The following is a 12,542-nucleotide window of genomic DNA, read 5'->3' as shown; positions in this document are numbered from 1 at the left end:
CGGTACCTGGACGCGCCCTTTTTGCATGAGGATCAAATGACCGATCAGACGAGGGGGCATATTTGCGCCCGCTCATACGGTGTCTCGCAGGCGGTCGATCGGTATTTTGTGGCCGAGGCCTCGCCTACCGATCGGTACATCCCATTGGCATTTCGATCCGATTGGAGCGCCTGAGTAGATCGCGCCAAATGTAGACATCGGGCCGAATTCGAGTCGGTTCGGTGTACTGGCGTTCGCCCTGCTGTCCCGCGGTCTGCGTACCCTGCGCCGAAAGGCCTCGCAGGGTGCGCGCACGCATCAATTCCGTCGACCGCTGATCGGCGCACCAGGCGGAGTCTGACATGGCTGAGTCAAATTTCCGGGAGTCCGCTCCCGCCCCGGTATTCGTCGACCAGTCGGGTCTGCGCGGCCGTCTGCTGAGGGGCATCGGATGGCCGGTCTCGGTGGTCGGCGCGGTCCTGGCGGTCGCCATGGGCAGCAGCCTGATCGGTGTGCAGGCGGACGCCCCGGCCGTGGGCATACCCGTGCAGCCCTCGCGGCCACCCACCCCGGCGCCCGCATCCGCGCCACCGCCGTCCGGCCCGTCGTCCTCGTCGTCCGCGCCCCGGACGGCCACGCGGTCTGCGACACCCCATGCGAAGACCGCGGCCGCGGCGACGAAGACCCCGCCCACCGCGACGAAGACAACGCCCATCGGGACGAAGCCGACGGCCGCCGCGACGAAGGCCGCGGCGACGACACCGAAGACCACGACCACCGCACCACGCGGGGCAGCGCCCTCCGGCCGACCGGCCAAACACCCCTGATCGTCCGCACCACCCATTTCCAGGAGCGTCATTGTCCCGCCACCAGCGCCGCCGGCAGTCCCTGCTCAGGCCGCGCCGACTGGCCGCGCCGCCGCTGCGCTTCTTCATGCCGCTGTCCCTGCTGGCCTGCCTGCTCGCGCTCCTCGTCCTGCGCGGCCTCGCCACCAACGAGGCGTTCCACGACTCCCGGATCGCGATCTCGGTCGACAAGACGACCGTGCCGGCCAACCTGCTCAAGGGCGGCCCGATCATCGACGCGCGGGGCACCAAGAACGAGCACCCCGTGAGCTATCACATTCCCGACCGCACCGCTGTTCTGAGCTTCGACGACGGTCCCTCGCCGCAGTGGACCCCGAAGATCCTCGAGGTGCTCGCGGCCCGCAAGGTCCGTGCGGACTTCTTCGTGACCGGCGCGATGACCACGCGCAACCCTGAGCTGATCCGGCAGATCGTCGCGGGCGGCCACGAGCTCGGGGTGCACACCTTCACCCACCCCGACCTGGTGTACCAGTCCCACGCCCGGACCAGCTGGGAGCTGGCGCAGACGCAGCTGGCGCTGGCCGGCGTCGCGGGCGTCCACTCCGCGTTGTTCCGCCCGCCGTACTCCTCCGACGCCACCGCGATGGACGACTGGAACTACCCGGTGGTCAAGTACGTGGGCGCGCGCGGCTACCTCACCGCGTTCATCGACCGCGACACCGACGACTGGAAGCGCCCCGGCGTCGAGCAGATCGTCAAGGCGGCGATGCCGGCCAAGCCCGGTGCGGGCGCGCTGATCCTGCTGCACGACGCGGGTGGCGACCGTACCCAGACCATCGCCGCCCTCGTACAGATCATCGACAAGCTGCAGGCCCAGGGCTACCGCTTCACCACCATCTCCGACGCACTCGGCGCCTCCAGCGCCACCATGCCGGTGCACGGTTTCCAGCTGTGGGCGGGCAAGGGATTCATCTGGGCCACCCAGTTCGCCGTGCTCACGCTGCCGGTGCTGGTCGCGCTGCTGGCCCTCGTCGGCTTCCTCAACTTCGGCCAGTTCGCGCTGATGCTCGTCCTCGCACCGATCCACGCCCGCCGCTCCAAGCGGGGCGACGCCTGGGGACCGCCGGTTTCCGAGCCGGTGACCGTACTGGTCCCGGCCTACAACGAGCGCGAGTGCATAGCCAACACCCTCGACTCCCTGGCCGCCTGCGACCATCCGATCGAGGTGATCGTCATCGACGACGGCTCGACGGACGGCACCGCGGACATCGTCGAAGCCATGGACCTGCCGTTCGTCCGGCTGATCCGCCAGGTCAACGGTGGCAAGTCCAGTGCGCTCAACACCGGCATCGCGGCAGCCTCCTACGAGATCATCGCGATGATGGACGGCGACACCGTCTTCGAGCCGTCCACCGTGCGCGAGCTGGTCCAGCCCTTCGCCGACCCGGCGATCGGCGCGGTCGCGGGCAACGCCAAGGTCGGCAACCACGAGAGCCTGATCGGTGCCTGGCAGCACATCGAGTACGTCCTCGGCCACAACCTGGACCGCCGGATGTACGACATGCTGGGCGTCATCCCGACCATCCCCGGCGCGGTCGGTGCCTTCCGCAAGGAGGCCCTGCAGCGGGTCGGCGGGATGAGCGACGACACCCTCGCCGAGGACACCGACATCACCATCGCGGTGCTCTGCGACGGCTGGCGGATCGTCTACGCCGAGTACGCCCGAGCCTGGACCGAGGCTCCCGCCAGCCTCCAGCAGCTCTGGTCCCAGCGGTACCGCTGGAGCTACGGCAGCATGCAGGCGATGTGGAAGCACCGCGGCGCGGTGACCTCCCGCGGCCCGGCCGGGCGTTTCGGCCGGCTCGGGCTGCCGCTCGTCGTGCTGTTCGGCGTGGTCGCCCCGCTCCTGGCGCCGCTGGTCGACATGTTCCTGCTGTACGGCGTGCTGTTCGGCGACGCCCCGATCACCCTCACCAGCTGGGGCGGCTTCATCCTGCTCCAGGCCGCACTCTCCTGGTACGCCTTCCGGCTCGACCGCGAGAAGCCCTGGCATCTGATCAGCCTGCCCATCCAGCAACTCGTCTACCGGCAGCTGATGTACATCGTCCTGCTGCAGTCCGCGATCACGGCGATGCCCGGTGGCCGGCTGCGGTGGCAGAAGCTTCGGCGCACCGGCGAGGTCGCTGTCCCCGTGGAGGCCTGACCGTGCCCGCATCCGTCGACCCAGGACGCGCCTTCGACACCGTCCAGCTGAGGGTCCCCGCCGTGCTGCGACAGGAGCCGGAGCCGGACGCACCGCCCCAGCGCAAGGGCGGCCGGGACCGCTATCTCGACCTGCTGCGCGCGCTGGCGCTGGGCCGCGTGGTGCTCTACCACAACTTCGGCTGGTTCTGGCTGCCCCTCGTCTTCCCCTCGATGGGCGTGATGTTCGCGCTGGCCGGCTCGCTGATGGCCCGCTCGCTCAGCCGTCCCGCTCTCGGCGTGATCCGCGGCCGGCTGCGCCGCCTGCTGCCTCCGATGTGGCTGTTCGGCGCCGTCGTGATCACCCTCCAGATCCTCGACGGCTGGGGCCCCGACTCCGAGGGCCACCCCACCTGGTGGTGGGCCAAGCTGGCGTTCTGGATCCTGCCGCTGAGCACTCCGCCGTACGCGGACGAGCTGGCCGGCTTCCACCATCACGTGGAACACGTCTGGGCCGCGCAGATCATCGTCCCGCTCTGGTACCTCCGGGCCTACCTGTGGTACGTCCTGCTCTCACCGCTGATGCTGCGGGCACTGCGACGGTTTCCGGTGGTGACGCTGTTCACGCCCCTGGCGCTGACGATCGTCATGAACACGTTCTTCGCCGACCAGGAGTTCATCTACAGCCGGGTGTGGGAGACCGCCAACGACTTCGCCATGTTCGGTTCCTGCTGGATCCTCGGCATGGCCCACCAGGAAGGGCTGCTCAAGAAGATCCCGCAGTACGTACTGCCGTCCATCGCGCCGCTGATCATGGTGGCCGGCCTCTGGTACCTGCAGACCCGGCCGGTCGATCCGACCGAACCGACCGACATCGAGTCCTGGCCGATCGCCCAGGCCCTGTGGTCCCTGGGCTTCGTCGCCATCCTGCTCCACGTCAGCCCGTCCTGGGAGGAGTGGCCGAGGCCGCTGGCACGCTGGAACGGCCTGGTCAGCCTGATCAACGCACGCGCCGTCAGCGTCTACCTCTGGCACGAGGCCGCGCTGGTGGTCGCCGTCCCGCTGATCGACCCCCTCTGGAGCGTCCACTTCTTCTACGCGAACCTCCAGTGGCTGCTGGCCAGCCCATGGTTCACGCTGCTGGTGGCGATCCCGCTCCTCGGCCTGCTGGTGCTGACCTTCGGCTGGGTCGAGGACCTGGCCGCCAAACGCCCGCCACGGCTCTTCCCCTACCCACGCCGCCGACGGGGCAGGCGCCGGGCCGCCGACTGACGGGGGCCGCGCACTGCGGCGAGCCCACGGCTCGCAGCGCCGTTGACCAGTGAAAACGATGCCGGCACGGGGCCGGTCCCGGGCCGGTCCCACCTGCCGGAACCACCCGATTCAGGCACGGCTTCCCCTGGTCCCGGGGGATATCCCCACCCGGGACGGGCCGGGTGGCATGATCGCTGAGGACGTGCACCCCCGGAGAGGCTGGGAGCGGCAACCGCTGGATCCCCAACGCTTCACAGGAGTTGGCCCGTGCACGCACAGTCCTGGCACACGCTTCGTTCTTTCTGTCGGCAGCAGGGTGGCCGGCGCAGAGCCGCGACGGCCGCGGCCGCGGTGGCCGTCTGCGCGATGACGCTGGGAGCCCTGGCGCCGCCCGCGGCATCCTCCGCCCGGCCGGACGCGGTCCAGCATGGTCTCGACGCGCTGGTGCGTTCCGACGGACTGCCCGCCGCGCTGGCGAGCGTCCAGGACGTCAAGGGGCGCGCCCGTCACTACACCGCGGGGGTGGGCGACCTGGCCACGGGGGCGAAGGTACCGGAGGACGGGCAGGTGCGGGTGGGCAGCACCACCAAGACCTTCACCGCAGTGGTCGTCCTGCAACTGGTGGCCGAGGGGAAAGTCGGCCTCGACGACAAGGTCGACACCCATCTGCCGGGCCTCGTCCGCGGAGAAGGGATCGACGGGCGCGGCATCACCGTCCGTGAGCTGCTCCAGCACACCAGCGGGATTCCCGACTACGAGAACGAGGTCGACAGCGCCTTCCTCCAGCGCCGGTACCTGGAACCCCGCGACATCCTGGACATCGCCCTGCGGAAGAAGGCCGACTTCGCCCCCGGGAAGAGCTGGGCCTACAGCAACACGAACTACGTGCTGGCCGGCCTGATCGTCCAGAAGGTCACCGGCCGGCCGCTCGCCGAGGAGATCGACAAGCGGGTGGTCCGGGCCGTCGGACTGCGCCACACCTACTTCCCGGCCGCCGGTGACACGACCGTCCGGGAACGCCATCCCCGGGGCTACCGCAAGGAAGCGGCGGGTGGGCCGTGGCGCGACGTCACGGACATCGACCCGTCCGCGAGCTGGGCGGCGGGACAGATGATCTCCACCAACTCCGACCTCAACCGGTTCTACACCGCGCTCCTGGCCGGCGACCTGCTGGAGGACGCGCAGCTCGCCGAGATGCGCACCACCGTCCCCCTCGGGGACACCGGCGCCGGGTACGGACTGGGGATCATGAGCAGGCCGCTGTCGTGCGGCGGCCTCTACTGGGGCCACGGCGGCGACATCATGGGGTACGAGACCCGCGGAGGGGTCACCGACGACAGCCGCGCGGCGGCGAACGTCACGGTGACCGCCGTCCCGACCGACGTGGCGACCACGAGGCGCGTCGAGAGCGTCGTGGACACGGCCCTGTGCGCCGCGAAGCAGAAGTAGCCGACGGCCCCGGAGGGGGGTGCCACGCGGGTCGGACCCTCGGTCCTTCCTGCTGCAGCATGCCGCTCCGGCCGGGCCGGGCGGCCGCGGCTCCGCACCCACCGGCTCACTGCTGGCAGCGCCCGAAGGTCACGACGTAGGTTCCGGCCTGACTCGCACCGGCCCCGGCCGGGTCGGCCGAACCCGGCTGGGCCCAGGCACCGATCTCTCGCATCGACGGGTCGAGGATGATCTGGCGGTGGCCCCATGTACTCACGTTCATCCACCAGTTGACCGCGGCATTCGGGGTCCCCGAGCCGCCCCAGCCGGTGTACGTGATCTCGGCGACGGCCCATGACCTGGGGTTCGGGCAGTAGCCCGCGGCCTTGATCCGACTCTGCGGCGTCGAACCGGTCTGCGGGTTGCGGTGCGAATCCTTACCCGGTCCCCACCACTTCTGTTGCACGGCGGCGGCGGAATGCTGCTGCGCCGCAGTGGTCAGTGCCTGGTTGGTGGTGAGGGCGGGCAGACCCCTCTGCGTACGCTGGTTGTTGATGAGGCATACCAGTGCATTCCGTACGGCGCTGTCGTTGCTGCTGTTCGGGGCCCGGGCAGCGGCCGCGGCGTCGCACGCGGCGGCTGTCGCCGGCGCTGCCGATACCGGTACCAGTGCGGCCGACAGGACTCCGGCCACAGCGAGACTCCGTGCGGTTCTGATGAACGAAACGTGCCTGCTCAAGGAGGTCCACCTCCCGCGAACACGATCAGTGGTTTCCGGCAGCGGAGGCGCCGCGGCGCGCAAGTGGCGGCACGTGGCACGGCCCCCGCTACGGCTTCCCCTCCAGGCTGCCAGCTGACGCGCCGACCCGCCATCCAGGCCCCGGGCAGACGTACCGGCGCGGGCTCGCAGGCATGCCCGAGGGGCGGGGCGACCTTGCCGCGGAAGGGCATATGGCCGATGCGCTGGGGTGAGGTTGGAGGCAGGGTGAAAGGCCAAGTGGCCGTGCCGGGAACAGGCGGTCCGGTCGGCGCGGTTGCATCGACCGAGGGACCGGCGTCGCACGGGCGGGGAGCACGGAGACCATGAGGTCGTCCGCCCCACCAGGACCCGGGCCCCCAGGATCGCGGCATGTCCGCCGCGCACTCGGACCGAGAAGTGCTTTTCCAGGAGGATTGTTTCGTGAGTGACCGGCCCTTGACGCTCATGGCAGTGCACGCCCACCCCGACGACGAGGCCACCGGAACCGGAGGAGTCCTCGCGCGGTACGCGGCGGAGGGCATCCGCACGGTTCTCGTGACGTGTACCGACGGCCGATGCGGTGACGGACCGGGGGGTGTCAAGCCGGGCGATCCCGGGCACGATCCGGCGACCGTCGCCTTGATGCGCCGTCAAGAACTCGAAGTGAGCCGTGACGTCCTGAAGATCAGTGATCTGGAAACGCTGGACTATGCCGACTCCGGAATGATGGGCTGGCCGAGCAACGACGCCCCCGGATCCTTCTGGCAGACCCCCGTGGAGGAGGGCGCCGCCCGACTCGCGGAACTCATGCGGCACTACCGACCCGATGTGGTCGTCACCTACGACGAGAACGGCTTCTACGGCCACCCCGACCACATCCAGGCCCACCGCATCACGATGGCGGCGCTGGAGATGACCGCGCTGACACCGAAGGTGTACTGGACGACGATGCCCCGCTCGGGGATGCAGCGGTTCGGGGAGATCATGCGCGAGTTCCACGAGGACATGCCGGAGCCGGACCCCGCCGAGGCCGCCGCGATGGCCAAGATCGGCCTCCCCGACGACGAGATCACCACGTGGGTGGACACCACCGCGTTCAGCGATCAGAAGTTCGACGCGCTGGCCGCGCACGCCAGTCAGGGCGAGAACATCTTCTTCCTGAGGATGGGCAAGGAGCGGTTCGGCGAGTTGATGGGCATGGAAACCTTCGTACGTGTCAAGGACGCCACCGGCGCGGCCGTACCCGAGAACGACCTCTTCGCCGGACTGCGCTGATCGGGTCCGCCCGCCCGCCCGCCCGCCCGGCGGGCGGACGCCGCCATCGCGGGCGTGGTGGCGCGGCAGGGGCGACAGGGCAACGGCGAGGAGGGGAGAGACGCCTCCCTTTGGCCCTGTCGCCCGCGCGCCGAGTCCATTCAGGCGTGCCGTTTCGGTAGCTTTCTCCCGATTCCGGCTCGCGAGTCTGCTTGGTGGACAACGGGCGGCCGGGCGATGCGAGCGACCGAACCATGCCCGGGGTGACGGAGGCGGACGCCATGGTGATGCACCTGCGCAAGAACGTGTGGACACTTCAGGACGGTGATCAGACGCTTGCTCACTATGCTGCGGCCGTCGGCGAGATGAAGAGCCGGGACCCGGACGACCCCACGAGCTGGTTCTACCAGGCAGCCATGCACAAGACGACCGTGACGCCGCCGAAGCCGCTGTGGAACGGTTGCCAGCACGGGTCCTGGTTCTTCCTCTCCTGGCACCGCATGTACCTCTACTTCTTCGAGCGGATCGTTCGCGCGACGGTCGTGGACCTGGGCGGCCCGGCCGACTGGGCCCTGCCGTTCTGGGGCTACGACGCCGGCGGAACGCAAGCCCGGATTCCCCCGGCCTTTCGCGAATCGCAAGGCGGCACCAACCCCCTCTTCGCCCAGCGGGGCAACAACGTCAATCTGGGCCAAGCCCTGCCCTTCCAGATCACCTCCGCGGTGTCAGCGCTGGCACGCCCCCAGTTCATCGGGGAGGCGGAATTCGGCGGTGGCATCACCCCGGACGGTGACTCCATCTGGAACAGACACGGACAGATCGAGCTCACGCCGCACGGCGCCGTGCACAACCACCTCGGCGGCCTCATGAGGAACCCCCTCACGGCCGCGAAGGATCCCATCTTCTGGCTTCACCACGCCAACATCGACCGCCTGTGGTTCGAATGGTCGAGCCACCCGGGGCACAGCAACCCGACCGACCTGCGCTGGACGGACCAGGAATACCGGTTCTTCGACGCCGACGGGACCGTGCAACCTCTGACCGGGGCCGACGTCGTAGACATCGCGAACCAGCTCGGGTACACGTACGAGTCGAACGTGGCGATCACCACCCCGCCCCCGCCCCCGCTTCCGGTCCCCGAGATGGCGATGAGCAATCCGAACCCCTCCGGGCCGGCCCGGACCGAGCGGAGGGAACTGGTCGGCGCGTCACAGCATCCCGTACGCCTCGTCGGTCGCCCTGCGAGCGTCGGTGTACCCATCGACGAACGCACGGTACGGTCGCTCGGCATGGGCCTCGGAGCCATGGCCGCCGAGGCCCAAGGGCGGGTATATCTCAGCGTTGAAGACATCGAGGGTGACGAGAGCCCCGACACCGTCTACGGCATCTACGTCAACCTGCCCGACGGAGCATCGGACGAACTGGCGGAGAGCCACCGGGTCGGCAATCTGCCGTTCTTCGGTATCGAGCTGGCACAGGATCCACGAGGCGATGAACACCCGCACGGCCTGCGGGTGACCGTGGAGATCACCCCACTGGTGCGCAGGCTGGAAGCGGAGAACGCCTGGGACGATCGCGAGATGCGCGTGACCTTCCTTCCGCTCGGCTTCACGGAGCCTGAGGGCGAGGACGACCCTCCGGTCCAGATCGGACGCGTCAGCCTCGGCTACACCTGATGGCCCAGGAGAGCGCGGAGCGCGTGCGCTCTCCGCGGACGATGCGCCTGCGGCGGGTGCTGCGGCCGCGCGTCTCCCTCGGCTTCGAGCTGGCGGCCGTAGCCGCCTGGATCGCCCTGGTCTCGCTGGTCGTGGCCGGGCGGACGCACGGCACGGATGGCGCCACCCACATGCACGGAACGGGTGGCGCCGTGGAACCGGGCGGCCCCCCGGCCGGCTTCGGGGCATCCGGCTCCATGGACCTGGCGATGTGGACGCTGATGAGCTTCGCGATGATGCTGCCTGCGGCCGTCCCCGTGCTCGAGCACGTGGGCACGAACAGCCTGCGGCGACGACGGCAGCGCGCGATGGCGACCTTCGCCGCGGTCTTCCTGGCCGTCTGGATCGGATACGGCGCGCTGCTGCTGCGGCTGGCACCGCTGTGGTCGCCCTTGCCCGACGAGGTCGTACTGGCCTCGGCGCTGGCGCTCGCGGCCGTATGGCAGCTGACCGTCCACAAACGGCGCGCCCTGAGGGACTGCCACCGATCTTCCCCGCTACCACTGAGCGGCTGGCCCGCGGTGGCGGGGGCCGGCCGCTTCGGGCTGCGCCACGGCGGAGCCTGCTTCCGTTCGTGCTGGGCGCTGATGCTCGTGATGGCCGTGGCGAGCGGGGCCAGCGGGGGGATCGGGATGCTCGGCTGGATGGTGCTGCTCACCGGCATCGTCACGACCGAGAAGTTCGCCCGCAAGCCGCGCCGCCCCACGCACGTCGCGGCCGCGGTACTGGCCGCCGCCGCGCTGATGGTCGCCCTCACCTTCGAGATCACCTGAAGCGCACCCGCCGTACGGCCGCGGGGTCATCCGGCCGGAATGACGCCTCTGCGTGTCACAGGGGCCGGTGGTTGAACCAGGCGCGGCTTTCCGGCTGGTTCGGGCGGACGATCGCCAGGATCGCCGGCACGAGCCAGGCGAACCCCAGCAGGGGTATCACCTGGAAGAACGCCCAGCTGAAGGGCAGGGCCGTCCACCCGTAGGCGAGGGCGGACACGCGCAGAATCCGCTGGCGCGTGGGGAACTTGAGGGCGGTGGTGACGCCCCATGCGGAAACCCCGAGGACGAGCAGGCCGACGAACACGACCATCCCGGCGTGATCCCCGCCGGGCGTGGTGCAACACGGGGTGGAGGCGTCCCCGTCGCCCCAGATGGACGTGGCGACGGCCACGCTGTTGGTCACCAGGGCGACTCCGAGGAGGGCCTGCATGCCGCCGAGGACCATCATCAGTACACGAAGGTTCCTGACGGCGTCCGGCATCCGCGCGCCGGGGGGAATCGGCCCGTGGGGGAGTCCTCCCGGGCCCACCGGTCCTGGGTCGCCGTTCGCCGGCGACCGCTGCCAGGGCCGCCGGCCGCCCGATTTCCCGTCGTCCACGTTCATCCTGACGGTCCTTCCGCTGGAAAGGCGTCGCACCTGCGCGCCATGCTCCGGCGGCTCCTGCCGGCTGTCCAGCCGCAAATCCGGCCAGCGCCCCGGCTACAAGGTGATCCGGTAGCGGACCTCGGGGATGGACACTCCGTCGTAGGCGTCGGCTTGGACGGCGCCGTCGGCGACATAGCCGGCGCGTTCGTAGAACCGGCGCGCCCTGGTGTTGTCCGTGAGCACCCACAGCAGGACCGAGCCGAAGCCACGAGCGAGAACTTCGGCGTGCACGGCCCGGAGGAGCGCGGCGCCGATGCCGGAGCCGGTGAGTGAAGGCCGAACGTACAGCGCGTAGAGCTCACCCGCAGCCGTGGGGGAGGGCCCGAGGCAGGCCCAACCCACCACAGCGCCCTGGGCGTCCACCGCTACCAGGTCGATCGTGGCCTTGTCCGGCTTCGTGAAGTACTGCCGGCGCCGGTGCGCATCCGCTTCGACCGTCATGCGGTCGAGGTAGGACTGGGGCACGATCCCGGCGTACGCGGCCTGCCAGCCGGTCACGCGTATCTCTGAGACAGCCGCGACGTCGGCTTCGGTCATCGCTCGTACGGTCGACATCACCGCACTGTACGAGACCCGTCATCGCTGTCACCCGGGAATTACGCGCGGGTCGCCGCGTCCGGGGGACGTACACGATGTTCTCCGGTCACCGTCACGGTCGCAGCGCCGCGGTCGCAGTCCGCAGTTGATCGACGTGCCGGTAGTGGATTCCGGTCAGCCCGGCCGCCCGCGCCGCAGCGACGTGGCCGGGCGTGTCGTCGATGAACAGGCATCGCCGCAGCTCCACTCCCACCGCCTCCGCCGCGGCTTCGAAGACCCGGTGGTCGGGTTTGGCGACCCCGGTGCGAGCGGTGTTGACAACCGCGTCGAACGCGTCGGCCAGCCCCAGCGCGGTGAGGTCGGCCTCCAGCCGAGTGGTCGCGTTCGACACCAGTACCACCGGCACCCGGCTGCGTATCGCGGTCAGGAGCTCCAGGACCGCAGCGTCGACACGACCGGTGAGCGCCGACCAGCCGGCGACGAGATCCTGAGCGCGGGCCGGTGATCCACAGACCTCGGCAAGGTCTTCGGCGACGCGCCGGCGCCACCGTTCGTCGCTGATCAGACCCGTGACGGCGGCGTCGAGGAGCTCGGGGCGGAACGCGGCCGATGCGAGAGTGCCCTCGGGCAGTCCTGCCTGCCGGTCGAGCGCGGTCATGCCGTCGGGATCCCACAGGCGCAGGACCCCGTCGAAGTCGCAGAGCACGGCGTCGAAGGGGGCATCGCTCATGATGCCGTGCCGAGTTGGTGGTCGGCCCAGACGTAGCTCTCGGGGAGCAGGTCGGTGATGGAGAGGGTCCGGGGGCGGTCGCCCGTGCCGACGATGACCTCGATGGCGGGGAAGTAGTCGAGGAGGACTTGGCGGCAGCGGCCGCACGGGGGAATGATCCCCCGGTCGCGGTCGCCCACGGCGACGATCGTGTCCAGTGCGTACGCGCCCTGGGCGGCCGCGGCGCCGATGAGGACCAGCTCGGCGCAGGGGCCACCGGTGAAGTGGTAGGCGTTCACCGCCGTGATGATCCGGCCGTCCCGGGCGCGGGCCGCGGCGGCCACGGTGTGGTTGTCGCCGTGGCACCGGGTGCGCGCCATGTGGGTTGCGGCCTGGACGAGTTCGTGGTCGACGGGCCGGGGAGGTGCGGTGGTCATCGGTTCTGCCTTCGTTCGGTGTCTGCCGACGTTGGCCCGAGTGGCCGAGGGTGCGCAAGCGAATTTCGCGGGTCGTGCCCGCCA

General features: G+C 70.0%; 12 protein-coding genes. 7 read left to right on the top strand and 5 right to left on the bottom strand.

The genetic code is table 11. The features are described 5' to 3' along the window. The first annotated feature begins 341 nt into the window (after positions 1 to 341). The 4 genes from JYK04_RS02480 to JYK04_RS02465 all read left to right on the top strand — a co-directional run bounded on the left by JYK04_RS02480 (position 342) and on the right by JYK04_RS02465 (position 5,669). Positions 342 to 806 carry a hypothetical protein gene (locus JYK04_RS02480; RefSeq protein ID WP_189743450.1) on the top strand — a complete coding sequence of 155 codons (465 nt, stop codon included), beginning with the start codon at positions 342 to 344 and terminating at the stop codon, positions 804 to 806. A gap of 31 nt (positions 807 to 837) precedes the next feature. After that, positions 838 to 2,988: a bifunctional polysaccharide deacetylase/glycosyltransferase family 2 protein gene (locus JYK04_RS02475; RefSeq protein ID WP_229876437.1), complete on the top strand. Its 2,151-nt coding sequence runs from the start codon at positions 838 to 840 to the stop codon at positions 2,986 to 2,988. Between the two features lie 2 nt (positions 2,989 to 2,990). Further along, positions 2,991 to 4,238 (top strand): acyltransferase family protein, encoded by a 1,248-nt coding sequence (locus tag JYK04_RS02470; protein WP_229876434.1) that lies wholly within the window; start codon positions 2,991 to 2,993, stop codon positions 4,236 to 4,238. A 348-nt stretch (positions 4,239 to 4,586) separates the two neighbouring features. Further along, complete coding sequence (locus tag JYK04_RS02465) at positions 4,587 to 5,669, top strand: serine hydrolase domain-containing protein (protein WP_189743448.1); 1,083 nt, start codon at positions 4,587 to 4,589, stop codon at positions 5,667 to 5,669. Between the two features lie 106 nt (positions 5,670 to 5,775). Here JYK04_RS02465 and JYK04_RS02460 read toward each other — a convergent pair whose 3' ends face one another. Next, positions 5,776 to 6,342 carry a CAP domain-containing protein gene (locus tag JYK04_RS02460; RefSeq protein ID WP_229876432.1) on the bottom strand — a complete coding sequence of 189 codons (567 nt, stop codon included), beginning with the start codon at positions 6,340 to 6,342 and terminating at the stop codon, positions 5,776 to 5,778. Between the two features lie 486 nt (positions 6,343 to 6,828). Between JYK04_RS02460 and JYK04_RS02455 the strand changes: the two genes are divergently transcribed. The 3 genes from JYK04_RS02455 to JYK04_RS02445 all read left to right on the top strand — a co-directional run bounded on the left by JYK04_RS02455 (position 6,829) and on the right by JYK04_RS02445 (position 10,129). Next, positions 6,829 to 7,662 (top strand): PIG-L family deacetylase, encoded by an 834-nt coding sequence (locus JYK04_RS02455; RefSeq protein WP_189743444.1) that lies wholly within the window; start codon positions 6,829 to 6,831, stop codon positions 7,660 to 7,662. 266 nt (positions 7,663 to 7,928) lie between these two features. Then, positions 7,929 to 9,317 (top strand): tyrosinase family protein, encoded by a 1,389-nt coding sequence (locus tag JYK04_RS02450; RefSeq protein ID WP_208809263.1) that lies wholly within the window; start codon positions 7,929 to 7,931, stop codon positions 9,315 to 9,317. Continuing rightward, a complete protein-coding gene (locus tag JYK04_RS02445) occupies positions 9,317 to 10,129 on the top strand; it encodes a DUF2182 domain-containing protein (protein WP_189743441.1) in 813 nt (270 codons plus the stop codon). The genes JYK04_RS02450 and JYK04_RS02445 overlap by 1 nt, the downstream gene beginning before the upstream one ends. Positions 10,130 to 10,184: 55 nt before the next feature. Here JYK04_RS02445 and JYK04_RS02440 read toward each other — a convergent pair whose 3' ends face one another. From JYK04_RS02440 to JYK04_RS02425, 4 genes are all read right to left on the bottom strand, one after another. Beyond that, entirely contained in the window at positions 10,185 to 10,610 is a 426-nt protein-coding gene (locus tag JYK04_RS02440; protein ID WP_189743439.1) for an AdipoR/hemolysin III family protein, read from the bottom strand. Between the two features lie 219 nt (positions 10,611 to 10,829). Further along, positions 10,830 to 11,330, bottom strand: a complete 501-nt coding sequence (locus JYK04_RS02435) for a GNAT family N-acetyltransferase (RefSeq protein WP_189743437.1) — start codon at positions 11,328 to 11,330, stop codon at positions 10,830 to 10,832. 94 nt (positions 11,331 to 11,424) lie between these two features. Further along, a complete protein-coding gene (locus JYK04_RS02430) occupies positions 11,425 to 12,042 on the bottom strand; it encodes an HAD family hydrolase (RefSeq protein WP_189743435.1) in 618 nt (205 codons plus the stop codon). Beyond that, positions 12,039 to 12,458 carry a cytidine deaminase family protein gene (locus JYK04_RS02425; RefSeq protein ID WP_189743433.1) on the bottom strand — a complete coding sequence of 140 codons (420 nt, stop codon included), beginning with the start codon at positions 12,456 to 12,458 and terminating at the stop codon, positions 12,039 to 12,041. The genes JYK04_RS02430 and JYK04_RS02425 overlap by 4 nt, the downstream gene beginning before the upstream one ends. Between the last annotated feature and the right edge of the window lie 84 nt (positions 12,459 to 12,542).

Origin of the sequence: Streptomyces nojiriensis, assembly GCF_017639205.1 — a bacterium.
Lineage (GTDB): Bacteria > Actinomycetota > Actinomycetes > Streptomycetales > Streptomycetaceae > Streptomyces > Streptomyces nojiriensis.
This window is presented reverse-complemented; position numbering and strand designations above follow the sequence as displayed.

What these genes read in the sequence shown, in the direction of transcription:
- JYK04_RS02480 (WP_189743450.1), top strand. Translation starts at nt 342, where the DNA reads ATGGCTGAGTCAAATTTCCGGGAGTCCGCTCCCGCCCCGGTATTCGTC.
- JYK04_RS02465 (WP_189743448.1), top strand. Translation starts at nt 4,587, where the DNA reads ATGACGCTGGGAGCCCTGGCGCCGCCCGCGGCATCCTCCGCCCGGCCG.
- JYK04_RS02450 (WP_208809263.1), top strand. Translation starts at nt 7,929, where the DNA reads ATGCACCTGCGCAAGAACGTGTGGACACTTCAGGACGGTGATCAGACG.
- JYK04_RS02445 (WP_189743441.1), top strand. Translation starts at nt 9,317, where the DNA reads ATGGCCCAGGAGAGCGCGGAGCGCGTGCGCTCTCCGCGGACGATGCGC.
- JYK04_RS02440 (WP_189743439.1), bottom strand. Translation starts at nt 10,610, where the DNA reads ATGCCGGACGCCGTCAGGAACCTTCGTGTACTGATGATGGTCCTCGGC.
- JYK04_RS02435 (WP_189743437.1), bottom strand. Translation starts at nt 11,330, where the DNA reads ATGTCGACCGTACGAGCGATGACCGAAGCCGACGTCGCGGCTGTCTCA.
- JYK04_RS02430 (WP_189743435.1), bottom strand. Translation starts at nt 12,042, where the DNA reads ATGAGCGATGCCCCCTTCGACGCCGTGCTCTGCGACTTCGACGGGGTC.
- JYK04_RS02425 (WP_189743433.1), bottom strand. Translation starts at nt 12,458, where the DNA reads ATGACCACCGCACCTCCCCGGCCCGTCGACCACGAACTCGTCCAGGCC.